General features: G+C 37.8%; 21 protein-coding genes, 2 tRNA genes and 1 riboswitch. Of the genes, 10 read left to right on the forward strand and 13 right to left on the reverse strand.

Features of this window, described 5'->3' with window-relative positions:
* Positions 1 to 12 precede the first annotated feature (12 nt).
* From BANA01_RS25585 to BANA01_RS25600, 4 genes are all read left to right on the forward strand, one after another.
* A tRNA-Gly gene (locus BANA01_RS25585) sits at positions 13 to 86 on the forward strand.
* A gap of 5 nt (positions 87 to 91) precedes the next feature.
* A tRNA-Ile gene (locus tag BANA01_RS25590) sits at positions 92 to 165 on the forward strand.
* 135 nt (positions 166 to 300) lie between these two features.
* Positions 301 to 1164 (forward strand): nitroreductase family protein, encoded by an 864-nt coding sequence (locus BANA01_RS25595; protein ID WP_063255264.1) that lies wholly within the window; start codon positions 301 to 303, stop codon positions 1162 to 1164.
* 12 nt (positions 1165 to 1176) lie between these two features.
* Positions 1177 to 1662, forward strand: coding sequence for an SRPBCC family protein (locus BANA01_RS25600; protein ID WP_235847236.1), 486 nt, complete (start codon positions 1177 to 1179; stop codon positions 1660 to 1662).
* Positions 1663 to 1741: 79 nt separating this feature from the next.
* Here BANA01_RS25600 and BANA01_RS25605 read toward each other — a convergent pair whose 3' ends face one another.
* The 8 genes from BANA01_RS25605 to BANA01_RS25640 form a co-directional block, all read right to left on the reverse strand.
* A complete protein-coding gene (locus tag BANA01_RS25605; protein ID WP_063255267.1) occupies positions 1742 to 1930 on the reverse strand; it encodes a hypothetical protein in 189 nt (62 codons plus the stop codon).
* Between the two features lie 223 nt (positions 1931 to 2153).
* A complete protein-coding gene (locus tag BANA01_RS25610) occupies positions 2154 to 2942 on the reverse strand; it encodes a cytochrome c oxidase assembly protein (protein ID WP_063255268.1) in 789 nt (262 codons plus the stop codon).
* On the reverse strand, positions 2943 to 3422 hold the full coding sequence (locus tag BANA01_RS25615; protein ID WP_063255270.1) for a DUF2243 domain-containing protein: 480 nt from the start codon (positions 3420 to 3422) through the stop codon (positions 2943 to 2945).
* A gap of 125 nt (positions 3423 to 3547) precedes the next feature.
* On the reverse strand, positions 3548 to 4390 hold the full coding sequence (locus BANA01_RS25620; protein ID WP_063255272.1) for a hypothetical protein: 843 nt from the start codon (positions 4388 to 4390) through the stop codon (positions 3548 to 3550).
* Between the two features lie 197 nt (positions 4391 to 4587).
* Positions 4588 to 5466: a 4-hydroxy-tetrahydrodipicolinate synthase gene (dapA, locus tag BANA01_RS25625; protein WP_063255273.1), complete on the reverse strand. Its 879-nt coding sequence runs from the start codon at positions 5464 to 5466 to the stop codon at positions 4588 to 4590.
* 127 nt (positions 5467 to 5593) lie between these two features.
* A riboswitch (Lysine riboswitch) is annotated at positions 5594 to 5774 on the reverse strand.
* 165 nt (positions 5775 to 5939) lie between these two features.
* The gene (locus BANA01_RS25630) at positions 5940 to 7136 is read right to left on the reverse strand and encodes a class I SAM-dependent rRNA methyltransferase (protein ID WP_063255274.1); all 1197 of its coding nucleotides are present in this window, start codon (positions 7134 to 7136) and stop codon (positions 5940 to 5942) included.
* Positions 7137 to 7366: 230 nt separating this feature from the next.
* The gene (locus BANA01_RS25635; protein WP_411834477.1) at positions 7367 to 7948 is read right to left on the reverse strand and encodes a M15 family metallopeptidase; all 582 of its coding nucleotides are present in this window, start codon (positions 7946 to 7948) and stop codon (positions 7367 to 7369) included.
* A gap of 173 nt (positions 7949 to 8121) precedes the next feature.
* Positions 8122 to 9204, reverse strand: coding sequence for a branched-chain amino acid aminotransferase (locus tag BANA01_RS25640; protein ID WP_063255275.1), 1083 nt, complete (start codon positions 9202 to 9204; stop codon positions 8122 to 8124).
* Positions 9205 to 9530: 326 nt separating this feature from the next.
* Here BANA01_RS25640 and BANA01_RS25645 point away from each other — a divergent pair, with 326 nt between their 5' ends.
* Together BANA01_RS25645 and BANA01_RS25650 are read left to right on the forward strand one after the other, a co-directional pair.
* Complete coding sequence (locus BANA01_RS25645) at positions 9531 to 10379, forward strand: DegV family protein (protein ID WP_063255276.1); 849 nt, start codon at positions 9531 to 9533, stop codon at positions 10377 to 10379.
* A 394-nt stretch (positions 10380 to 10773) separates the two neighbouring features.
* Complete coding sequence (locus tag BANA01_RS25650) at positions 10774 to 11634, forward strand: EamA family transporter (RefSeq protein WP_063255277.1); 861 nt, start codon at positions 10774 to 10776, stop codon at positions 11632 to 11634.
* Positions 11635 to 12081: 447 nt separating this feature from the next.
* Here the strand turns inward: BANA01_RS25650 and guaC are convergent, their stop codons facing one another.
* Complete coding sequence (gene guaC / locus BANA01_RS25655; RefSeq protein ID WP_063255279.1) at positions 12082 to 13062, reverse strand: GMP reductase; 981 nt, start codon at positions 13060 to 13062, stop codon at positions 12082 to 12084.
* Between the two features lie 149 nt (positions 13063 to 13211).
* On the opposite strand from guaC, the gene BANA01_RS25660 reads away from it, so the two are divergent.
* Positions 13212 to 13769 (forward strand): YhcN/YlaJ family sporulation lipoprotein, encoded by a 558-nt coding sequence (locus tag BANA01_RS25660; RefSeq protein WP_063255280.1) that lies wholly within the window; start codon positions 13212 to 13214, stop codon positions 13767 to 13769.
* A 345-nt stretch (positions 13770 to 14114) separates the two neighbouring features.
* On the opposite strand, the gene BANA01_RS25665 is transcribed toward BANA01_RS25660, so the two are convergent.
* The gene (locus tag BANA01_RS25665; protein ID WP_063255281.1) at positions 14115 to 15701 is read right to left on the reverse strand and encodes an acetolactate synthase large subunit; all 1587 of its coding nucleotides are present in this window, start codon (positions 15699 to 15701) and stop codon (positions 14115 to 14117) included.
* 94 nt (positions 15702 to 15795) lie between these two features.
* Complete coding sequence (locus tag BANA01_RS25670) at positions 15796 to 16359, reverse strand: hypothetical protein (RefSeq protein WP_063255283.1); 564 nt, start codon at positions 16357 to 16359, stop codon at positions 15796 to 15798.
* Positions 16360 to 16645: 286 nt separating this feature from the next.
* Here BANA01_RS25670 and BANA01_RS25675 point away from each other — a divergent pair, with 286 nt between their 5' ends.
* Together BANA01_RS25675 and BANA01_RS25680 are read left to right on the forward strand one after the other, a co-directional pair.
* A complete protein-coding gene (locus BANA01_RS25675) occupies positions 16646 to 18799 on the forward strand; it encodes a choice-of-anchor I family protein (RefSeq protein WP_063255284.1) in 2154 nt (717 codons plus the stop codon).
* A 262-nt stretch (positions 18800 to 19061) separates the two neighbouring features.
* Positions 19062 to 20177 (forward strand): M20 metallopeptidase family protein, encoded by a 1116-nt coding sequence (locus tag BANA01_RS25680; protein ID WP_063255285.1) that lies wholly within the window; start codon positions 19062 to 19064, stop codon positions 20175 to 20177.
* Between the two features lie 94 nt (positions 20178 to 20271).
* Here the strand turns inward: BANA01_RS25680 and BANA01_RS25685 are convergent, their stop codons facing one another.
* On the reverse strand, positions 20272 to 21468 hold the full coding sequence (locus BANA01_RS25685) for a DUF4085 family protein (protein ID WP_063255287.1): 1197 nt from the start codon (positions 21466 to 21468) through the stop codon (positions 20272 to 20274).
* Between the two features lie 144 nt (positions 21469 to 21612).
* Positions 21613 to 22803 carry a coenzyme F420-0:L-glutamate ligase gene (locus tag BANA01_RS25690; protein WP_063255288.1) on the reverse strand — a complete coding sequence of 397 codons (1191 nt, stop codon included), beginning with the start codon at positions 22801 to 22803 and terminating at the stop codon, positions 21613 to 21615.
* Positions 22804 to 22921: 118 nt separating this feature from the next.
* Here BANA01_RS25690 and BANA01_RS25695 point away from each other — a divergent pair, with 118 nt between their 5' ends.
* Positions 22922 to 23812, forward strand: a complete 891-nt coding sequence (locus BANA01_RS25695) for a LysR family transcriptional regulator (RefSeq protein ID WP_034675868.1) — start codon at positions 22922 to 22924, stop codon at positions 23810 to 23812.
* The last annotated feature ends 284 nt before the right edge of the window (positions 23813 to 24096 follow it).

A 24096-nucleotide genomic window follows, 5' to 3' on the forward strand; every position in this document is an offset into this window, starting at 1 on the left:
TTTTTTCTTTACGCGGGTGTAGTTTAGTGGTAAAACCTCAGCCTTCCAAGCTGATGTTGTGAGTTCGATTCTCATCACCCGCTCCAATTAAGGGCCTATAGCTCAGCTGGTTAGAGCGCACGCCTGATAAGCGTGAGGTCGATGGTTCGAGTCCATTTAGGCCCATAAATACTTCGAAAAGAGTGATTGCTATTATAGTAATCACTCTTTTTTTGGACTTTTTTAAAGAGGAATGATTAGCTTATTCTAGGAATTTAATAACGGGATGGTTAAAATAGTGTTGAGAAAGGTGGGTTAAGGATGATGTTTAATAAATTAACGATCGATTTAATGAAAAAACGACAATCGATTAGAAACTTTGATACTCAAAACATAAAAGATTCCCATGTTAAAGATATAAAGGAATACATAACCAATGATGAAAACTTAGTTGGACCATTTGGGAATAGGGGAAGAATCGAGTTCATACCGGTAACAAATAATGTAAGCGATAAAGGCATTAAGCTTGGTACATACGGATTTATTAAAAATCCACAGGGATATTTGGCAGGTGTGGCACGAAACAGTAAATACTCCCTTGTTGAGTTTGCCTATACCTTTCAAAAACTAGTAATATGGTTAACGGGGTTAGAAGTCGGTACTTGCTGGATGGGGGGAACGTTCAACCGAAATTCGTTTGAAAAGGAAATCCAGCTGGGTGAAGGTGAATTTATCCCCTGCATAACACCAATTGGATATCCGAACCAAAAACAACGGGTATTTGATAAGGCACTCCGATACGTGGTTAAGGCTGATAATAAAAAACCATGGGATCAGCTGTTTTATGACACTTCATTTGAAGTTCCATTGAAAAGAGAAAATGCAGGATCACTGGAATTACCTATTGAAATGGTCAGGCTTGGCCCTTCCGCATCTAATAAACAGCCTTGGCGACTTTTAATGTCCAGCGATAGAGAGGTCTGTCATTTTTACATTGAGCATACACCCAATTATAGTTCGAAACTTGGATATGACATGCAGCTTTTAGATATGGGAATTGCCATGGGGCAGTTTGAGTTAGCTTGTAAGGAATTGGAGATACAAGGTCATTGGTCTGTGGAAGAACCAAGTATACAACTCCCAACGGAGCATACTGAGTACATCGTCAGCTGGAATACTCTATGATGAAGGTGATGAATGGAGGCGGTAGAAATGCCCCTATTAGAACATAAACAATTTATTCATGCGCCCATTGAGGTTTGTTTTGACGTAGCTAGAGGCTTCGGCATTCACCCACAAACTCCGTTGAAAGGTACAGGAAAGACTGTCGGAGGTCTGACAGAAGGTTTGCCAGGGGAAGGTGATTGTGTAACTTGGGAATGTGTTAACTTTGGGATTAAACAAAGGATTACTTCGAGGATTATATTCATGGAAAAGCCTCATAGTTTTGTAGAAAAAATGGTTAAGGGCCCATTTAAAACTTTCATATATATCCATCAGTTCATTGAAGAAGAAAAGGGAACGACAATGATTGATCATATTCAATATCATTTATGGTTGGGTCCAATTGGAGTGTTAATGGATAAATGGTTCTTAGCTAAATATTTCAAAAAAATTATTGTTACACGTTCAATAGAATTAAAGGAAGCAGCAGAAAAAAAAACTAATCAAACGTTTGATTAAAGGGGTTGAACCTTTGTGTAAAAGGATTTTCGATGAACTAATCAAACGTTTAATTAACTTCTTAAAGGTTCAGAAAATATTATGGCTTCGATAGTTCCACTTTTCTTTTTTCCATATCCATGGCTGATACAATATATGCAAAACCATTCATTAAAAAGTAAATTACATTTGATTGTACCCGTTCCGTTTCTCCTAAATAAGTATTTAAGATAATGATGACTGAGTATAAAATAACAAAAAATAGAGCGATTTTATTAAAGATAACCATTTAAACAACTCCTTTTTTAGGATATTTATTTTATCATATTTTCGTAAAGCTAAACTTATGCAGGTCAAGAGGCATTTGTGGATGAGTTTCTCGGTTCCTTCATTCCTTATTAATTACCATGATAGACAAGATTAGTAAAATTTATAAATGAGTTCAATGAAAAACCAGTATAGATGATACCTTATTCATCTATACAGGTTTTTTAGGTGTTCTTATATTATTTTTAATGACTTAACGACACAGAGGTTCGTGGTCGGGCAGCCTTATACCATTGTCGGCAGAATAAGAATATCAGGATAATTTCTATCATATCCCCGCCATAATACATGATCATTCCTCCCACTTGTGCCTGTTCAATTGGTACACCAGCGGGGGGATAAGCATAAATGTACTTTGAAAGGATTCCGTGGGCGGCTAACGACAGAATTAGAACGATTGCTCGAAAAATAAAACTATACCGATGGGGGAGGGGATCAATATAGATAATCGAAATGGTATAAAGATATCCTGCCAAGAATACATGCAGATGTATAATCGTATGAAGAAGGTTATATTGGTGCATTGCTGCGTACAGGTCTGTCGTATATAATACCCATAAACCTCCGATATTGAGTATAGAGGCAACAAGTGGATGGCAAAAGATGCTAACTGGAAAACTCTTTAAAATGCGGGAGAGTTTTCTAGCATGTCCAACACTTAGTGTTCTCATTAATAGAGTCATTGGAGCGGCATGTGCTAAAAGAAGAGGTGCTAGCATTCCAAGAAACAAATGGCCGATCATATGGGCCGTGAAATTTTCATGAGCAAGGTCGGCGACAGGACCGATTAGTGCAGCAGCTGCTGAAAAAACGCCGGATACCCAGTACATGTATCGATAAATCGGCCATCGCTTATGACGTTGGTTAGAGACTAATCCTAATAGAAGATAAATCAATACAGCCAGGACAAAAGGGAGAGCTAAAAGAAGTTCATTTGACAGCTCATTTGCTTGATGGACATGGTGATGTTCCATTTAGACTGTACCGTCCATCGTTTTTGATTCCCGGCTAGTCCGAAAAATGATGATAAATCCAACAACTAGTATGAGAACCGCGAGTATATTCCATACCCAATCGTAAGGTGCAATTTCGACGTTATAGCGAATTTGATGAATCCTCATGATTTTATGTTGAACCGTACCATCGTATAAATTAAATCCGCCTCCGCCCAAAAGAAATCCTCCAAACCATCTCTTTGGCCACCAAGCATTTCTACGACGAAGGTCAGGAACCAGAAATAACCCTGCTACCGTTGAGAACCAGCTAAATGCATGAAAAATCCCATCTGATACCAGACCAATATCAGGGGTAGATTTATCATAGAAATGGTGCCAGTGCAGGAGCTGGTGGAACACAGCCTCATCGACAAAAGCGACAAAACCGATCCCTAGTAAACATCCCGACAATAGATTTCGTCCTAAGTAGTTCAAACGTTCATCAAGAACCTTAGACATTTAATTCTCTCCCTATACCAGTTTTTACCTCCCATTAGTTTATCCTGTCTCAATAAATTCCAAACAGTTTATGGATAAAGGCAATAGAACTGATTTTAAGGGTACAAATCTAATCAAACGTTTGATTAACAGGTAAGAAAAGTGGGAATATAATTTTTTGCCTGCGGTGGATTAACCGCAACGCTAATATACCAATGCCAATGTTTGTCACCTTTTCGCCTGCCGATGACACCACTTAAGATCATACCTAATTCCACATTAACAGTCGGCAAATCTTTTACATAATACGATTTATGAGAACCCAAATCAGTTAATACACATGTGTCTTCAATTTTGCTTGTGACCTCGAATACACCTTCCTGAGTATTTACAAAATGGGCGCCATTTAGTGTTAAGTTTTCGATGTCTTGTTCTGGATTCCAGTCAGGACTATAAGCTTGCGGAAAGTGTTTGAAAAAGAGGACATTTAATAGTTTTTCACAGGATTGTAAATGAAGAGAAGCTTCTGAAGTGGATTTTTCGATAGCAGGATAATAATGAGTACCAACTCTTTTATCAAGCCATTGAACAAACTTTTTCAATTGGATTAGGAAGTTAGCTGCTTCCTTCATAGCTGGTGAGATTGATATGTTTTGGGGATAAAAGTAATAAATGAGTTTTTCCCAGAATGAGGACCCACAGAGATCCCAAGAGGAAGGACAATCATCTTCTAAACAATCGGTCATAAATTTTGATAGAACCCGGAGAAATTCGTTGCGATTTTCGTCAGAGGATTTTTCACGTTTGTATGCAATTAAGTCCTTTCCATAGTAAAAGACAAGACCTCGATTCCTCATTCCAAATTCAGAACTTGTCGCTAAGTCCATAAATACGCTCTTTCTTTCTTGTGGAGTTGTCATAGGAATTGCCCATGCGTTTATTTCCGGCATGTTTTTACCTCTAGAATTTTTCTTTTTACTAATTTTCATAAATCGACCTGCTTTCAGTGTTTTTTTAGGGGCGTAGTAGAGAGGTTAAATCAGGGGAATTGGATGTAACCATTTGTATTATACAATTTTATAGGGAAGAGGATTATCATGAGAATTGTAATATTTGTGAATATTTGAGTATTAATTTTTTGTAAAAAAAGAACCTGCCCCACGAAGGGACAGGAATGATAATCAGATTAAACCAGGGTGTTAATTGGGAGTACTTTTTGCAGTGCAGTCTTTTCTTCATCATTCAAGGGAATCATGGGAAGACGGACTTCCCCAACCTGGACACCTTGCATATTTAATGCAGCTTTTACTGGTGTAGGGTTAGGTGCTGCAAATAATGCTTTCATAATTGGGAGAAGGCTGCGGTGTAAAACAGCTGCTTCTTGAACACGTCCATTTTTAAATAGTGTAACCATCTCCTGCATTTGATTGCCAATGATATGCGAAGCAACAGACACAACACCTGCGCCGCCGATGGCTAGGACTGGTATAGTTAGTCCATCATCACCACTGTACAAGGTAAATGTATCCGGAGTACGGCCAATGATTTCTGCCATGGCATCTAAATCGCCGCTTGCTTCTTTTACCGCCACAATATTACTAATTTCTGAGAGGCGGACAATGGTTTCTACGGAGATGTTGACGGCACAGCGTCCAGGAATATTATAAAGCATTATCGGTAAGGAAGTAGCTTCCGCAATGGCTTTAAAATGCTGAAATAACCCTTCTTGAGATGGTTTATTGTAGTATGGAGCTACGAGCATAATTCCATCAACACCTGCTGCTTCTGCCTGTTTCGTTAAGCTGATAGATGCTCTCGTGTTATTAGAGCCAGTTCCAGCAATGACAGGCACCCTGCCGGCTGCAACTTCGACCACGAATTTAAATAACTCTATTTTTTCCTCTGTTGTTAATGTTGGAGATTCTCCAGTGGTTCCTGCAACTACTAATCCATCCGTACCATTAGCAATTAAGTAATTTACTAGTGCTCTAGCTGCGTGATAGTCAATCTCTCCATGTTGATCAAATGGCGTCACCATAGCTGTTAAAACTTGGCCAAAAATCATCAAGCTCACCCTTTACATAATTTTTAATAAAAATTAGAGGTAGATCAGGTCAATCAATAGTAAACGCAAAAAAGCAGCAACGAAGGCTCGCTACTGCAGTAGAAACATAATTTAAAACCGTTCCTTTGCGTAAGATAGCCCTCCATATAGTCAACTATATGACAGTTCTGTATTTATTCAATAGCAGAACCAGCGGCATAGACAAATGAGATTCTATCCACTTCGGCAAATTCCCCTTTCCACAATCATCATAGGACCTCATTATCCTCCTATTGCGTACTTATGGTCTTTGCGCCTCTATCCTCACTTCAAGGTAATGAAGTAAGAAAATATTTAATTATTAATAATAATAGCAGAAAATTCTATAAAATTCAAGAGCAAAGGTGCCTGTCACCGCAGGGACTGCGGTGACAGGCACCACTCGTGGACACTGTCCGTGTGGGGTGGACAGTAAATTCCTAGGAACTGGAACTTTATCCTATCTTTTTAATGAAAACTACTTTTAGGTAGTCCGATTCTGGGTAATGTTTATTGGTTCGGAAGTCGTCAGGAAGTGAGTATTCTTCCATTATTTTATAGCGTTTTTTTGATTCCTTAAAGGCTGTATCTATGAACCCTTTAAATTTGTCCATATTAAAAGAGCTAGAATTGGTGGATGCGAGGATCGTCCCGTTATCCTCCGTTATTGAGATGGCATCCTTTAACAGGTTCTTATAATCTTTTTCGGCACTGAAGACAAACTTTTTTGATTTTGCGAAACTTGGAGGATCAAGAATAACGACATCAAACAGTAGCCCTTTTCTTACAGCATATTTGAAGTAGTTGAAAACATCCTCTACAATGATATCTTGATCCTCATATGCTATTCCATTCACTTGGAATTGCTCAATTGTTTTACGTTTGCTACGATTAGCAAGGTCGACACTTGTCGTTTTTTTTGCGCCGCCTAAAGCGGAAAACACTGAAAACACTCCGGTATAGGAGAATGTATTTAATACCCGTTTCCCTTGTGTATACCTATCTCTTAATGCTTTTCTTACATCCTTTTGATCTAAGAATACACCTACCATAGCACTTTCATTTAAATAAACGGCAATATTGACGCCGTTTTCCTTCACGATAACTGGGAACTCTCCTCGTTTACCTGTGACGAAGTCATCCTCTTCAATGTATTTACCACTTTCATCAAAACGCTTTTTCTGATAGATGGCTTTATACTCCACTAATTCCTTCAATGAATCTATAATAAATTCTCGAAAATGGTAAATGCCTAAGCTGTACCAGGTAATCAAGTAATAACCATCAAAGTAATCAATCGTTAAACCACCGATTCCATCGCCTTCACCATTAAACACTCGAAATGCTGTTGTTTCAGAACTGTTGTAAAAAAATTCTCTTTGATCGAAGGCAGCCTTCAAAGTCTTTTGAAAAAAGCTATGATCAAACTTTTCACTTTCTTTAGCGCTAAGCACCCAACCGAGGCCTTTATTTTGCTTACCATAATAGCCTTTAGAAATAAAGTTGTTCTTTTCATCAACAAGGTTTATGGTGCTACCTTCTTCATCTAGAACATTAGGATTCATAATGGTGTCTTTTGTGATAAGCGGGTAGCCGCTTTTATATTTATTAACAAACTTTGATTTCACCTTTAACCTTACTTCTGTTCTCATCTCTTCATCCTATCAGTTGTATTTATTATTAGTATTGTTAACAATGTTTGTAAAATCAATAACTGTCAATCAATCATAACACTGTTTACTAGTGATGCGTATTTCGTCATCAAAATAAAGATAGAGGAGCATAAAAAAAATCCAGGTAAACTGGATCTTAATTTTCTAATCAGGACTATTATTTTCTAAAAAACGATGTGTAGGTGAGGAAGGTGCCTCACTGTTTCCCTTTAATGGGTATCCGCCGTTAAGGATAAATCTGCCGGCCTTTTCCCGTTTTGCAGATCTGCTAGTGTTAGGCCAAAGTTCATTTGTAAGTGGGGATAGTCTTTAAATTGAGCCCAATCACCGCCCCATTCAAAGCCTAGGGCTTTTGCCATTTCTACCACTTCGCCCCAATCCGATTTTCCATTTTGGTTGCTATCATATTGCATATCCCAAATAACATCTGCTGAGGGGGTCTTTATGGCAAAATCAATGGCAAGCCCAAAGTTGTGAAACGATTCTCCTCCTCTTGCATGAGTTACAATATTTCCAGCCGCTGTCCGGCCTTGTTCATAAAGTCGGTCTTGGTCTTCTGCACTACGGAAGTCATCGGTTATCACCATCACAATTCCTTTATCAGCTGCTTGTTGGACTAACTGATTGCTTCTTTCTCTCACTACTGGATGAAGTTCCGTTGGCATGGGAGCAGTACCACCGATGTTAAAACGATTTAATATGCTGGTGCCAATAGGGTTTTCTGCAATAAATAAAATAATAAGACCAATAATGAATGTAAATAGTAGTCTGCCTTTCCAGTTAAGTCTCAAAGTCGTAGATCCTTTCTTATCAAAAGTCTTTCATAAACTAAGACGAGAAATAAAGAAGCATTGTTTCAAAAAATTGCCTTCCTAATTTTATATATCCATATTCAGTTCATTACAGAAAAAGTCGTTCCATAAAAAAAAGGATCCAGCACAACTGGATCCTCCATATCAGTAGTTTATCCTTCAATTTGAGTAACTTTCACTGTCCAATTAAATGGATCTTCTTTTTTCCCTAGCTGTATTCCAGTTATCTCATTATAAATAGCCTGTGATAGCTCACCGATATTATTATCGTTAATAACGATGGATTGGTCTTTCCAAGTTAGTTCGCCAACAGGGGAAATAACGGCAGCAGTTCCTGCTCCAAAGACTTCCTCCAGTTCACCGCGCTCGTTTGCCGCAAAGACCTCTTCAATCGAGATTCTCTCTTCGCGCACCGGGATATTCCAATATTTTAATAATTGAATGACTGAATCACGAGTGACTCCAGGTAAAATGCTGCCATTTAATCTTGGAGTTACCACTTCGCCATTGATTTTGAAGAAGATATTCATACTGCCGACTTCTTCGACATATTTATTCTCTTTCGCGTCAAGCCAAAGGATTTGTGCGTAGCCGCCTGCGTCTGCCTTTTCCTGTGCTTTTAAGCTGGCCGCATAGTTACCTGCTGTCTTTACATGACCCACACCGCCAATAACCGCACGAACATATTGCTCTTCTACATATATTTTAACCGGATTTAATTGACTGCCATAATAGGCCCCAGACGGAGAAAGGATGACAAGCAACTTGTATTGGCTCGCAGGACGAACACCAAGATAAGGCTCTGTTGAAAAAATGAATGGTCGAATATAAAGGGATGTACCCTCACCATTCGGCACCCAGTCTTTCTCTGTAATAATTAATCGTTTAATTCCTTCTAATAAAAACTCCTCATCAATTTGAGGAATACAAAGCCTATCACATGACTCGTTTAATCGCTTCATATTTTTCTCTGGACGGAATAGCTGGATCGAACCATCCGACGTCTTATATGCTTTCATTCCTTCGAAAATAGCTTGTCCATAGTGGAAAACCATTGATGATGGTTCAAGTGTTATAGGCTCATAAGGAGCAATTCTCGGATCATACCAGCCTTTTTCGCTATGATAATCCATCACAAACATATAATCACTGAAATACTTCCCGAAACCAAGTGAAGCGGTATCAGGCTTTGCTTTTAATTGTTCTCTAGGAATAAATGAAATCTCCTGTTTCATGCTCGCACCTCATCTTAATAATAGATTCAGTTTGAAACACAATTCAATGAAAAATCATGTTTCAAACCCATAATAATTATATTTTTGAAATAGTAAAAATACTTTCCTATACTATACCACTATTTAAATAAAAACACGTAAATTTTGAAATAAATTTGTCAAAGCCGTGACAATTGTGATTACCATGCCTGAAAAACTTTGTCATGTATGACAAATATAACTTGTGAGAGATTATTCATTTTTGTAATGTTAACCTCGTTACCATACTACTAATTTTCGTTATTCCTATATAGATTGAGAGAAATTCATTAAAGGAAAGTGATCATATGAACAAGCCTAAAATTGCATGGATTACGGACACAACTGCTTCTCTTAGCAAAGTGTTTATTGAAAAGCACCATATACATGTTATTCCCTTGCATGTTGTTATTAACGATAAATTTTACAAAGAAACCATTGATATTACCGAGGAAGAGTTTTATCATCGAATGAAAAATGAGGAAGGAAAATTTCAATCATCTCAGCCAAATATCGGTGATATCGTCGACCTTTATGAAAAGTTAAAAGAAGAGTATGACTTTGGTATAGCGATTCACGCCTCTAGTACTTTAACTGGCACGTTTCAAACCTCTGTTATGGCAGCGGAAATGGCTGGTTTTAAATTGTTTGCGATCGATTCACGTACCGGTTCCTTCCCTTTATCGTTCCTGGTGAAAAGGGGAATAGAACTAGTTGAACAGGGACTTGAAATAGACGAAGTAGTTTCTCAATTAAACAATCTGCGTGACCATACTCGATTATTTTTGGTACCATCCAACTTGGATCAGCTTCATAAAAGCGGCAGGGTATCTGGAAGTCAAAAAATACTGGCCTCATTATTTAATATTAAGCCGATCTTATCGATTGAGGATGGCGCTGCAAAAATTAAGGATAAAGTCCGAACTGAAAAGAAGGCACTCGCTTGGCTGGTAAATCATTTAAAGGAAGACCTGGATACAAAAACCGTTCAGAAAGTGGCTATTGTACATGCAAACGACCAGGAAAAAGCGGACGGACTTGAAAAAATCATACAAGAAACATTCCCAGCGATTGAAACAGAAAAGTTAATGCTCATAACCGTTGCCGGTGTGCATACAGGTGTTGGGACACTTGGACTTTCATGGGTAAATGAATAACAAACAGGAAGAGACACCCGATCCATTGTGATCGGGTGTCTCTTGTATAAGTGGCTATCATTTCGATGATCTAGACTAAAATCAGTACCTTAACTCATTCATCTTCAGTATAGGCTTCGGTTGTCGTATCCCTGCAATCCCAGCATTCACTTCGATTTCTCTCTGGGAGAGATAATTCGTTTCCACAAGAAATGCAGATATCCATAAGAAAAGACTCCCCTTTCCAGTGAAAATTTGGTTTTAAACTATATATATTCACCCATGATAAAAATATTTCATTTTATTTTCGACAATCCATCAATTATCTTTAACTGGAAAGGGCATAATTCCTTATCATGAGTGCAAAGAATTCCTCATAATCATACATATAACTATGGACAAAAGCAGGTGTAAAATGAGTATTATTTTAGCATTATTAGCAGCTTTATTTGCGTCATTTACAGCCATTTTAGCAAAATTAGGAATTGAGAATGTAAACTCCAACCTAGCGACTGCTGTTAGGACAATAGTGGTAATAATTATGGCTTTTACCATGGTCATGATAACAGGCAAGCTGGAGACAATTTCTCTGATTTCAGCCAATGCTTTATGGTTTATTCTCTTATCTGGTTTTGCAACAGGCTTTTCATGGTTATTTTTCTTTAAAGCACTTGCCATTGGTGATGTTTCCAAAGTGGTACCGATTGATAAATCGAGTGTGGTGCTGACGATTATATTTTCTATTCTGGTCTTAGGGGAGCCGGCCGAACCTCTGATTATGGCTGGAGGAGCCATTATTGCAATAGGAACGTTTATTTTGATTGGAAAAAATGAAGATAAGAAACGATTTTCAGGATCGCAGCGGTATATTGTGTATGCAATTTTAGCGGCGGTATTTGCTGCCTTAACTTCGATACTGGCAAAAGTCGGAATGGAAGATGTCGACTCCAATGTGGCAACTTTTTTACGCACCATTGTGATCCTGTTATTTGCCTGGGTGATTGTATTTTTCCAAGGGACACATAAGAAGTTGAAGGACATTTCGAAAAAGGGGTACCTGTTTTTAATTCTATCCGGGGTGGCAACTGGTTTATCATGGTTATGTTATTTTGCTGCTCTGGCGATGGGCAAAGTTTCAATCGTTGCTCCCATTGATAAATTCAGCGTGGTACTCACGATGATTTTGAGTTTTAGCATTTTAAAGGAAAAAGCGGCCAAACATACGATTATCGGCGGTATTGTTATAACGATTGGAACGGTATTGCTGATTTTATAAGCTCAATCAAGTTCAAGGCTGGATTCAGGTTGGTTTTTGGATACCTTTTTTATAAAAGGAACCTTTACCTGCCAAAATGATTCCGCTACCTGCAATTTTAAGTCGCTTACCTGCATAAATTTCATTTTACCTGCATATATCCATTGTTTATCTGCCTAACAAATTCAGCCACCCAACCCGACACATAAAAAGCCAGGCTGTGACCTGGCTTAGGGGTTATGTTTTCCTATATATGGAATATTTTGCCCGAATTAAAGCATAAATGCTCGACTGCAGGTGCAGATTTCTAATACTTTTTTCATAAAAAATCCTTTACCTGCCAAAATGATTCCGCTACCTGCGATTTTTACATGTTTACCTGCATAAAGACCTGTTTACCTGCATATATCCATTGTTTATCTGCCTAACAAAATCACGGCAGTACAGGTCATCCTGCTAGTCCTTTTATTAAAACTTATCCCCGTTAAAAATAGAATTCTTTACAATAACATAATCGACATGACGGATGGCTTCTAACTCCTTTCCGCCAGCATAGGAGATAGAGGATTGTAGATCTTGCTCCATTTCGACAAGAGTATCGAGTAAAGAACCTTTGTGTTCCACCAGCATCTTCTTACCTTCGACATTCTTGCGTTCTCCTTTTTGATATTCAGAAGCGGAGCCGAAGTATTCTTTATAAAGATTGCCTTCTTTTTCAATTGTTTTGCCGGGAGATTCTTCGTGACCCGCAAATAGGGAGCCAATCATCACCATACAAGCACCAAACCGTATGGACTTCGCAATATCACCATGGGTACGAATCCCGCCGTCCGCGATAATCGGCTTACTTGCTGCCTTTGCACACCAGCGGAGAGCCGCTAATTGCCAGCCGCCCGTTCCGAATCCTGTCTTAATCTTCGTGATACATACCTTTCCAGGTCCAATCCCAACCTTTGTCGCGTCGGCACCCGCTCGTTCTAACTCGCGGACAGCCTCTGGCGTTCCAACATTGCCCGAAATCACAAAACTTTGGGGCAAGTGCTGCTTAATATGTTGGATCATTTGAATTACAGCATTGGAATGACCATGTGCAATATCAATGGTTATGTATTCCGGACTAAGCCGTTCTTCTGCTAGATGTTCAATGAAACGATACTCCTCCTGCTTGACTCCAACACTAATAGAAGCGAATAACCCGCGAAAGTGCATGTCTTTAATAAAATCCATCCGCTTTTCTGGTTCAAAACGGTGCATGATATAGAAATAACCTTTTTCCGCTAAGAAGATAGCAATCTTGTCGTCAATGATGGTCTGCATATTGGCAGGAACTACAGGCAGCTTAAAGGTTCTGCCGCCAAAAGAAACGGTTGTATCACACTCTGTTCGGCTATTCACGACACTTTTGGCCGGAATTAATTGAATATCTTCATAATCAAATACACTATCCATAAGGAGCCTCCTCAAACAAAAATCATCAATGGTTTAGTGTGTTTGAAATGGTATCTATTTATTCCTTTTTAAAAAAATCCTCCCAATCTCTACATAAAAATAGAGGATAAAGGTAATTGTAAGCATGAACTCATTTTAGGAGGAATTATATGAAAACAGTTAAACTCATATTGACCTGCTTTTGCATTGCGGCAGTAATTGCGGGGTGTAATATGAAAGAAGAAGGAAGAGAAGCCGATCAGCACGGCGAGATGAGTAACCGCAATTTTGGTGCTTTAGATACAACAAATAGTTTAGGGAATCCAAATTTAAACTTTACCAACACAAATACGAACACAAATACAAACAATACTAGAACTGGATTAAGAGTAGCTAAAGAAGCAGAGGATAACGTACAGAACTTAGATGAAGTGAAACGTGCGGATATCATTGTTACAAACCGTAATGCCTATGTAGGGGTTGTTATGGTTAATGACTTTGAAGGTGAACTTTACCCATACGTGGAAGACCAAATCGCTCAACAAGTTCGGGCTGCAGACGCCTCTATTCAAAATGTATATATTTCTACCAATCGTGACTTTGTCAGACAGATGAAAAAATATCGAGGTCAAATACAAAATGGACGAGCAGCAGATGATTTAAATGGCGGATTTAATACAATGGTGGATAGAGTGTTTAATCATCATCAGGGGGTTAACAAGCGCTAATCTGTACCTTGTGTAAAGAAAATAAAAAGGGGAAAACATTTCTACGCTAGCTAGAAATGTTTTCTCCTTTTTTACGCTCTATTATAATGGAATGTCGATTTCACTCGGTTTGAAAAATAAACGGCATAATTCCGCTTAAATTATGAAAAACCAAAATTAACTTAAAAATAAAGGAAGTTTTTCCGTTTATACTATTCAATTCTGTGGATTTTGTCTTATTTTGAGCAGTTAATCGGAATATCTCCTCCTAATCTGCTTTTTAAACTTCCTCCATATTCATTAACCGGAAATTCTCCCCCTATGAATTCGCTACCTACATGAAAATCAGCAATGAAAAATAAAAGTCTATTCATGGCGAATTTCAATCAGTGTAATATCCTCGGTCTGATTCAAAGCATCCTTCAATACTTGCTCAAATTCATTCAGCTGAGTAGGTCTTGCACCTTTTATTCCAAATCCTTCAGCAAGCTTTACATAGTCAGGGTTCCCAAAGTCTGTCCCAAAGGTATGTCCAAATTTTCCCTTCATCATTTGTTCCTCTAGTTTTAATGCAGAATTGTTGAGAACAATGATGATAAAAGAGAGACCCAATCGTTTTGCTGTCTCGATTTCAGAGATATTCATTAATGCCCCTCCATCCCCAGTGATACAAATAACAGGGGCTTCTGGAGAAGCTAATTTGGCACCAATAGCACCAGGCAGGGCAATTCCCATTGAGGCTAATCCATTGGAGATGATGAGTCGGCCAGCTTGTTTTGGTTGGTAGGTACGGGCAATGGATACCTTGTGGGCACCTACATCAGAAACAACAATGGTCCGTTCTGTTGACAGCTTTTCAATAACGGTTAAGATATTCTCTACTGTTAATGATTGATTCCCTTGCTGGCCTAAATTCATTTGATAAGACTCCATAACCTTTTCTTTCGCATTCCCTGTTGGAACCCATGTTTTAGGAGTTATATCGAGTTGATTAAGCGCCTTGAATGACTCTGTTAAATCGCCGGCCAATTCCCCTTTAATCGGGTAGTGTTCATCGATTTCTGCTGGCAGAGGATCAATATGTAAAATAGGGAGCTTTTTCTTATTCCAGTCCTTTGGAAGTGCTTCAACAAAATCATAACCAACCACAACCAATAGATCAGATTCCTCGATGATCGGTAATCCAGCATCTTTCTTGTTAAAACCGAACGTAAAATAATTAAGTGGATGATCTTTAGGTAAAATCCCTTTTGCCATAAAGCTATGGATCACTGGAGATTGAAGCTTCTCGACAAAGGTGCGGAGCTCTTTCACGGCTTTTTGCCGTATGACTCCGTTCCCTACAATGACAAGCGGTTTTTGGCTTTGATGGAGTAGAGTACGAGCTTCCTCTAATGATTGTGAAACAGGTGTTGATTTTGGAATAGGTGTTATAGGTATTGGCTGGGCTGAAGTCATTTGTGGTGCCAGGTTCTCTGGCAGTTCAATAAAAACGGCACCCGGTTTTTCCATTTGTGCTACTCTAAATGCCTTCCGAATGATGGCCGATAGGGTTTGTACATCTTTCATTTGAACAGACCACTTTGTGGCTGGTTCAAATACTTTAACGAGATCTACATATTGGTGTGATTCTTGGTGCTGCCTTTCAAAGCCTGCTTGTCCTGCAATGGCTACAACAGGGGAATGGTCCAAATTAGCACTTGCTATCCCGGTCAGAAGGTTAGTGGCTCCAGGGCCTAATGTCGCTAAGCAAACACCAACCTTGTTGGTTAATCTGCCGTATACGTCAGCCATAAAGGCTGCACCTTGTTCATGACGGACATTCACAAACTGAATTTGTTTTGATTTGGACAATGAATCCATCAAATCAAGGGTTTCCTTTCCCATAATGCCAAAAATATACTCAACACCCTCATTTTCTAAGCATTGAACGAGTAAATCTGTTGCTTTCATAAGACGCTCCTTTCCAACTGCATATTTCCTATTTTCCCCTTTTATTTACTTAAAAAACAAAAAAACTACTTCTTGTAGAAATAGTTTTTAGGTATTATTTTTTGATTGGTCTTATGAGTTTAGGGAGTAATCGTAAGAATAGTTCGATCCATAACCCACAATAAAGGAGTGAAAATAAGTAAATAACAATGATATTCGATACTTTAAAATTTAATAAAAATGGTCCTAAAACAGGGAATTGAACGACATAGAGTAAGAGGCAAATCCCTATACATAAAAACAAACTTGAGAAGGTTAGCACTTTCCAACGCCTGTTAAACAGGATAAAACCATAGCCAATTCCAATGGCCATAGCACCCGTCGTAAATGGATAGACAATCAGTTCAGAAGGTTGCATGAAAAGTAATAGGAAAATCGTAAGAACATAGCTTAAGAACCCATAGGATGGTGAGATTAACATGCTTAAAATTATGGGGGCGGTGGAAAAAGGGCTGATGAGCATTCCGATTCCTGGGATGATCCCTCCTGCAGACTGTAAGATAGCAGCAATTAAAGCCTTAAAAGCGGAGGTAACTAATTTAAAGGCGAAACTTCTTTGATTTCTTACAACTGCGATTGCTGGTAAGATGATTTCCTTTATATCTTTTTTCCAGAACATAAGATCACCCTTGGATTGTAAAACTTAATTTTTTTTGAGTACTTCTATTAAAGATATTCTTAAACCTAGGTTTGATTCTTCTTCATTTACATATTTGTTACTTGGCAACATTACTTAGATGGTTGAACTTTTTAGTTATGTTAATTAAATATTTACAATATTAATAAGAAAAATTTACAATAATCGGACATTTCTTTACAAATTTTTATATTATTCTTAATTTATATGTTAAAAAACGTGAGATTGAGTTACAAAAACCGCGTTTAAATAGAAGGGGGAAATCAGAATGAGGAGAAAAAGTATAGTTAACACCTTTGGGAAAATCTCTTTGGTTACTACATTACTGCTTTCTAGTACTATCTTAACGAATCAACTTGCTAGAGCAGAAGGGAATATGACAGATTCTATTGAAATGAAAAAGATTGCTGGGTATAGCATAGGTGTAACTGACGAAGACGGTGGAGTAGCTGAAATCGTAAAATACAACTCGGACAACAAAAAGTTTTATGTTATCAATGGGAAGGGGCATACCATTGATATTGTAAGTCTTGAAAGTTTATCATCTTCCAATACGGTTCAAACTCTAGAAAAAGAAAAATCTATTGATATTGCAAAAGCAGTCAACACTGCAACGTTTACATATGGTGATGTAACAAGTATTGATATTAACACTACCAAAGATATTATTGTTGCAGCTGTTCAGGATGTTGAATATACAAAAAACGGAAAAATTATTGTTATGAATTATGATGGAGACATTCAAAAAACATTCGATGTCGGTGTTCAGCCTGATATGGTCAAAATCACCTCAGATGGCAAAACCATTTTATCTGCGAATGAAGGGGAGCCTCGTAATGGACTTGTGAACGGTGTCGATCCAGAAGGTTCAGTTTCAATCATAGATATCGAAAATGACAACATCACCAATGTGAAATTTGATGATGAAAGTGTAATCGCTGATGATGTCCACATTCGGAACAATGGAACAAAAGCAAATGCTGTAACAGACTTTGAACCTGAATATATTGCCGTTTCAGAGAAAGCTGGAAAAGCATACGTTACTTTACAGGAGAACAATGCGATTGCAACTATTGATTATAAAGCGGGGAAAACCATTGCAGTCAACTCTCTTGGTTACAAGGACCATACGTTAACAGGTAACGAGTTAGATGCAGCCAGAAATGATAAAATCGAAATTGAAAGCCTTCCAATTCTAGGTTCTTATATGCCGGATTCAGTGGAATATGTAAGTATTCGCGGTAATGATTATCTGATTACAGCTAATGAAGGTGACGCAACTGAGTGGGAAGAGTTTGTAAATGTTGCTGATTTAAAGAAAGTTAAAGGAAGTATCGTGCCTAATGCTAGTCTTTTTAAAGGCATGCCGGAAGCAGAAGTACAAGCTGCTTACAATCGAATGCTCAATACTAAGGATTTTGAAAAGCTTGAGGTATTAACGGATCGTGGCAATGACGCGATTTACACATTAGGGGGACGCTCTTTCTCTATCTGGAATGCAAATACAATGGAGCTTGTCTATGACAGCGGAAGTGATCTTGAAAGGATTACCGCAGAGCGTTTTCCTGATGTATTTAACTGGTCTAATGATGATAATGTTTTTGAAAAACGCAGTGCCAAAAAAGGACCTGAACCAGAAGATGTTAAAGTTGGGATAATTGGTAATGATGTATATGCATTTATTGGACTCGAGAGAATTGGTGGAGTAATGACCTATAATATATCTAATCCGGAAAATGCTGAGTTTGCTAATTACCTTAATACAAGAGATTTCTCAGCAACGATTGCGGGAGATGTAGCACCAGAAGGACTTGCATTTGTTTCTGCTGAAGAGAGTCCTACCGGTCGACCTCTTGTTTTAGTAGGAAATGAAGTGAGTGGTACGGTAAGTGTTAATGAAGTCCAAGTAGATCCTATTAAACGAATAGAAGCGATTTCGTTAAATCAAACTGAAGTGAATCTTGAAGTAGATAAAACAATCACACTGAAAGCTTCAGTCCATCCAACGGATACAACTGATAATAAGGAACTTGTTTGGAGCAGTTCAAATGAAAAAATTGCTTCGGTAACGAATGAAGGAGTTGTCACTGCTTTAGCTGCTGGAGAAGCTACTATTATGGTTCAAACGAAGGATGGAAAAAATTCTGCAACAGCAAAAGTTGTGGTCAATGAGTCAGTTTCACCAGCACCAACACCAGCACTTTCACCTAAGGAGTCACCGTCACCTATACCTGACCAAGTAGATAATAATTACGGCCAAAATACTGACGTGAAAAATGAAACTAACTCTACTCAAAACGGAAATTACAAACTTCCAGATACTGCAACTAACAGTTATAACCTCATTGTAATTGGTTTACTTCTCATAGTATTAAGCGCTATCGCATTAATAGTGAAAAGGAAAAGCACAATTGAAGAATAATTGATTACTTATGCTAAAAGATATAAAATCAACAAACCACAAAATTTTAAAGTCTTTCATGCTAAAGCATGAAAGCTCTGTAAGATCCTTTATTCATCATGGATAGAGGATCTTTTATTTCTACCTATAAAACAGAAACCATAGTAAAAAACAGAGTAAAATTCCTTGCTTAAAAATTATGTCTACTCATAAGGGGAGTTTTAATAGTAAGATTATTCTTAAAGATATTTTTCACTTAAACACTATGAAGGGGTCAAATACTTTGGACCAAAAAAATTTAGAATTAGCTAAACAACTGCGTCATGAATTACACCAGAATCCTGAACTTTCGAATGAGGAAGTCTGGACTAAACAGTATTTAATTAATTTTCTTAAAAAGAATACTAGGCTTGAAATCGTAGATAGAGGCCTTTGGTTTTATGCGATTTATCGAGCAGGTGAAGATAAAAAGAACATTGCTTTTCGTGCGGATTTTGACGCACTTCCCATGCCCGAAGTGATAAACATTCCTCATGCTTCTATGAATCCAGGGATTTCCCACAAATGTGGGCACGATGGACATGCGGCAAGCTTAGCCGGCTTTGCATTGGAGGTCGACCAAAAGGGTGTGGATAAAAACATCTTTTTCCTCTTCCAGCATGCGGAGGAAACGGGAGATGGCGCGATTCAATGTGCCACTTTTATTAAGGAACATAACATTGAAGAAATTTTCGCCTTTCATAATATGAGTGGAATGGCCTTTAATTCGATCAATGTCATCGACGGAACCGCTCATTGTGCCTCAAAGGGCATGACCATCACCATGGAAGGTTCCCCCGCTCATGCGAGTCAGCCTGAAAATGGAGTTAATCCTTCATTTGCTATTGCAAAAATCATTGATGCGATTCCAGGGCTTATTTCTCCTGACAGAAATGAAGGTTTGGTACTCTGCACGGTTGTTCAAGTAAACATAGGGGAAAGAGCATTCGGATTAGCAGCAAGTAAAGGTGAGCTTCTGTTAACCATCCGTGCTCTGTATGAAGCAGAACTGGGTAATCTTCAGAAAAACCTTGAGGACCTTGCACGAGAACAGGCTGAAAAGTATGGACTGAAAGTAAGTTTCTCTTTCAACGATGAATTTCCAGAAACGGTTAACCACAAAGAAAGTTCTGACAAGATTCGTAGGGTAAGCCAAGAAAAAGGATTCCAGTTGGTTGAAATGAAGGAAGCCTTCCGTGCTTCTGAAGATTTCGGACACTATACAAAGTTCACTAAAGGTGCGATGTGCTACATCGGAAACGGTGAAAATTATCCGCATATTCATACCTATGAGTATGACTTCCGAGATGAAATCATTGAAACCGCAGTGGAACTTTTCAAAGGACTTGCTGAAATATAGGAACCGTAAAGCGAACCGTGCCTGGCACTGTTCGCATTTTTAGTAGCGTAAAACGTTGTGTTCTTGCATACCTAGTCATCCTAGAAAAGTACCGCTAATCAATTAAATTACGATACCTTTCTAGAACCGCCTCTATCAAAATCTCACTTTTATAAAAATGGCTGGCATAAACACTAACCATCATTTCATTTTCTTCGGTTATCTGGATTTTCCATAATACCCGATTAATAATGTCTGCTAGTGCTTTCGGATTTGCATACATTGTATTCCATGCACGTACTTGTAATTCTAAATCATTCCCTAAGGCAGCTGCTTCGATTTGTTCGGTTGGGACAGGTTCATTAAAATGGGCATACGGATATTCATAGACATCGGTGTAGATAAACTGAATTGGATTGTACTCTGTTAAATCATAAATAAAACGTTGATTCTCAACGGAAACAACCATCTCATTTTGTCCCAATTTGAAATTTCCTTTATTTAAAATAAGATTATCTGTAAATGTGTTAATGCTGCTTTTCAAATGAGGTGTAATCAACCAATAGCGATAATCGGGATTTAAAAGGGAAACGTATTCTGCAAGTGAAGTTTCTTCAAGCTTTTCTTCATCCCTCAATCTTGTATACACCATCGGACGATAATAATATTGGGCATCCATCCCCTTCATGGTAATTGTCCACTCCGCCTCGGGACAATCAAACAACACCCGAAACGCAAATCCCGCGTCCGTTTTCTGCAGTTCGTAGTAAATCAACCATTGCCCAAGTTGCAGTAGGTCATCCGATTCTTCTATTATGACGTCTTTAAAAATAAGATGAATATGGAATTTGGTTGAAAATCCGCTGTCTGTATTGATGTAAAGATGAAGCGTATTCCCTTCACGTTCTATTCTCTCAATGATGGCGTCATGCAGACTTTCCGCAAAGACATCCTGAACCGCCATTGGTAAATAGGCAACCGCTTGTTGTGTTTGTTCATAGGCAGCATCTAACGTTTGTTCAAATTCCTTGGCTGAGTCCTGCATCCATTGCAAGTAATTTTCCCTCACGTTTTTTGGTAATGTCGGTTGATTTAATGTACCATCCTCCACATACGGAATGAAACGGCTTGGCAAGACAAGTAACAATTCCTCTTTGACTTCTTCGAGTTCTTCATTCAAACGTGCAATGAGGTCTTCCCCTTCCGCCTTTGCTTCTGTTATGGCCATCTTCCAGTCATCATCAGATTCATGAATGGGAAGAAGATGACATTTTGAAAATTTTTCTTTTGCTTCTTTTGTTAAATTCCACATAACCGCACCTCAAAGTATTTGGTAAAGATAGTATACTATACCTTTTTGCCTTTACCCCGAACGAACTCCATTCTGTGTTGAAAGGAAAATGATTAATAAAAAAACTAGATGCCCTATATGGAGGCATCTAGTTTTTTGACTAGCTTATTTTGTGTAATTATCGAAATAACCTTGGATAAAGATAATAGGTGTACCCTTATCTCCACTTCCTGAAGTTAAATCTGATAGAGAACCGATTAGGTCGGTAAGTTTTCTAGGTGTAGTCCCTTGTGATTCCATTGATCCTACAAGGTCAGCTTCTTTATTATTAATAAATTGAGAAATCGCTTGTTTAAGTTCTTCACCCTTTAAATGAGCAAAGTTATTATCAGCGAGATATTTTAATTTTACTTCATTCGGTGTGCCATCGAGACCTGATGTGTAAGCCGGTGATACAACTGGATCCGCTAGTTCCCATATTTTTCCCACAGGGTCTTTGAACGCTCCATCTCCGTAAATCATCACTTCAACATTTTTTCCAGTCTTTTCTTTAAGCATATGCTGTATGTTATCAACGATAGGCTGGCAATCACGAGGGAAAAGTTTAACACTATCCTCTGTTGCTTTATTTGATCCTAGTAGACCATAAGCTTCATTACACCCGCTGCCATCAACAGACTCTGATAAGATGTTATCAAGGCTGTAAATCTTTTCTCCACCATTTGCTTTTAATATTCTCTTCGTTCTAAATCGTGTATGGATATCGCAAGTTAGAACATTTTTTGTATAATCCAAAATGGTTTTTGGATTGTTTGAGAAGATAACATCACATTCAACACCGTATTCTTCAACTAACGATTTATAATAATCAATATAATCAACACCAGTAAAGGTATGTTTCTTATATCCAAAATAATCACGGAATTGTTTTTCTGTTAATACATCTGTCCAAGGATTAACTCCCTTTTCATCAAGCATGTCAATATCCACTAAGTGATTACCAACTTCATCAGCTGGATAGCTAAGCATTAAAACAATTTTTTTAGCTCCTTTTGCAATACCACGGAGACAGTTTGCAAAACGATTACGACTTAAAATAGGGAATATAACTCCAATCGTATCTTCTCCAAACTTTGTATGAATATCTTTCGCAATATGATCGATCGTCGCATAATTACCTTGAGCACGAGCAACGATTGATTCGGTTATCGTAACAATATCTTTATCATTAATGGTAAAGTCTTCAACTTCTGAAGCCTTTAAAACACTATCCACAACGATTTCTTCTATTTGGTCACCTTGATTTATGATTGGGCAACGAAGACCTCTTACAACAGTTCCAACTACTCTTTCCAATATAATCGCTCCTTATAACTACTTACGTTAATATAAATTATATCTACTTGTAATATACCTTCGTTTAATGGTATAAGTAAAATTAATATCTCTAATGATGGGTATAAGAGGTGATTATGTGATAAGTAAATTAGATTTATATAAGGTATTTTGTATGGTGGGGAAAAGTGGAAGCTTTTCTAAGACAGCAAAAGATCTTTATATGACACAACCGGCAGTTAGTCAAGCGATTATGCAATTAGAAAGAGAATTAGATACACGTCTTTTTAATAGAACACCTAAAGGGGTATCTTTAACAAATGAGGGTAGTCTGCTATTTGAACATGTAAATTCAGCAATTAATTTAATTGATGCCGGAGAAGAAAAGATATTAGAATTTAAAAATTTAACTGCAGGGGAATTAAAGATAGGTGTCGGTGATACGATTTCTAGATATTTTTTGCTTCCTTATTTGGAAGATTTTCATAATAAATATCCCAATATTAAATTTAAGATTAAAAATGGTACAACATCAGAAATCTGTGCTTTATTAAAATCAGGCGAGGTTGATATTACAATTTGTAACTTTCCGATCGATGATCCTTCATTAGAACAAATACCATTTATTGATATTCATGATACTTTTGTTTGCGGGGAGAAATTTAAGAAAATCGTATCTAAACCATTAAGGCTTCATGAATTAGTAAAACTGCCACTCATCTTTCTTGAACCAAAATCAAATTCAAGACAGTATGTAGAGGATTATATATTATCTAGAGGTATAAAGATGTCGCCGGAATTTGAACTAGGCTCACATGATTTATTATTGGAATTTGCTAAAATAAATTTGGGGATTGCTTGTGTGACAAAAGAATTTTCACAAGAGTATTTAACTAAAGGATTATTGTATGAAGTACAACTAATAGAAAAGATTCCAAAAAGAAATATAGGTGTATGTTATTTAAAAAGTGTTCCACTGTCACCATCTTCAACAAAATTTGTAGAAATCATAGAAAAAAGTATGGAATGAAAAACAGCACCTTCTCGTAATAGGCAGAGAGGTGCTGTTTTGTAGTTTTCGAACATTAGACAGGTTTTATGTTTTTTATTCAGATGCCTCTCCGTAAGGCTGGGGAACATGTTAAGCACTCGTTAAGAAAAATAAACGGAAAAATTCCGCTTAATTTGTAAAACGGATTAAAAATGGTCCTAATAGACGGAGAGATTCCGCCTATTGACTTGAAAAACGTGGAAATGGGGGATTTTGCTTTGCATAATCGGAAAACCTCCCCTTATTAATCCCGAAACAGGCTT

This window comes from Neobacillus niacini NBRC 15566, assembly GCF_001591505.1.
Classification (GTDB): Bacteria; Bacillota; Bacilli; order Bacillales; family Cytobacillaceae; genus Neobacillus; species Neobacillus niacini.

Excerpts from the sequence above, each read along its gene's own strand:
- BANA01_RS25685 (WP_063255287.1), bottom strand. The coding sequence starts at position 21,468 with ATGTGGAATTTAACAAAAGAAGCAAAAGAAAAATTTTCAAAATGTCAT.
- BANA01_RS25650 (WP_063255277.1), top strand. The coding sequence starts at position 10,774 with ATGAGTATTATTTTAGCATTATTAGCAGCTTTATTTGCGTCATTTACA.
- BANA01_RS25600 (WP_235847236.1), top strand. The coding sequence starts at position 1,177 with ATGGAGGCGGTAGAAATGCCCCTATTAGAACATAAACAATTTATTCAT.
- BANA01_RS25665 (WP_063255281.1), bottom strand. The coding sequence starts at position 15,701 with ATGAAAGCAACAGATTTACTCGTTCAATGCTTAGAAAATGAGGGTGTT.
- guaC (WP_063255279.1), bottom strand. The coding sequence starts at position 13,062 with ATGGATAGTGTATTTGATTATGAAGATATTCAATTAATTCCGGCCAAA.
- BANA01_RS25675 (WP_063255284.1), top strand. The coding sequence starts at position 16,646 with ATGAGGAGAAAAAGTATAGTTAACACCTTTGGGAAAATCTCTTTGGTT.
- BANA01_RS25595 (WP_063255264.1), top strand. The coding sequence starts at position 301 with ATGATGTTTAATAAATTAACGATCGATTTAATGAAAAAACGACAATCG.
- BANA01_RS25630 (WP_063255274.1), bottom strand. The coding sequence starts at position 7,136 with ATGAGAACAGAAGTAAGGTTAAAGGTGAAATCAAAGTTTGTTAATAAA.
- BANA01_RS25620 (WP_063255272.1), bottom strand. The coding sequence starts at position 4,390 with ATGAAAATTAGTAAAAAGAAAAATTCTAGAGGTAAAAACATGCCGGAA.
- BANA01_RS25610 (WP_063255268.1), bottom strand. The coding sequence starts at position 2,942 with ATGGAACATCACCATGTCCATCAAGCAAATGAGCTGTCAAATGAACTT.
- BANA01_RS25660 (WP_063255280.1), top strand. The coding sequence starts at position 13,212 with ATGAAAACAGTTAAACTCATATTGACCTGCTTTTGCATTGCGGCAGTA.
- BANA01_RS25605 (WP_063255267.1), bottom strand. The coding sequence starts at position 1,930 with ATGGTTATCTTTAATAAAATCGCTCTATTTTTTGTTATTTTATACTCA.
- BANA01_RS25645 (WP_063255276.1), top strand. The coding sequence starts at position 9,531 with ATGAACAAGCCTAAAATTGCATGGATTACGGACACAACTGCTTCTCTT.
- dapA (WP_063255273.1), bottom strand. The coding sequence starts at position 5,466 with ATGATTTTTGGCCAAGTTTTAACAGCTATGGTGACGCCATTTGATCAA.
- BANA01_RS25670 (WP_063255283.1), bottom strand. The coding sequence starts at position 16,359 with ATGTTCTGGAAAAAAGATATAAAGGAAATCATCTTACCAGCAATCGCA.
- BANA01_RS25615 (WP_063255270.1), bottom strand. The coding sequence starts at position 3,422 with ATGTCTAAGGTTCTTGATGAACGTTTGAACTACTTAGGACGAAATCTA.
- BANA01_RS25640 (WP_063255275.1), bottom strand. The coding sequence starts at position 9,204 with ATGAAACAGGAGATTTCATTTATTCCTAGAGAACAATTAAAAGCAAAG.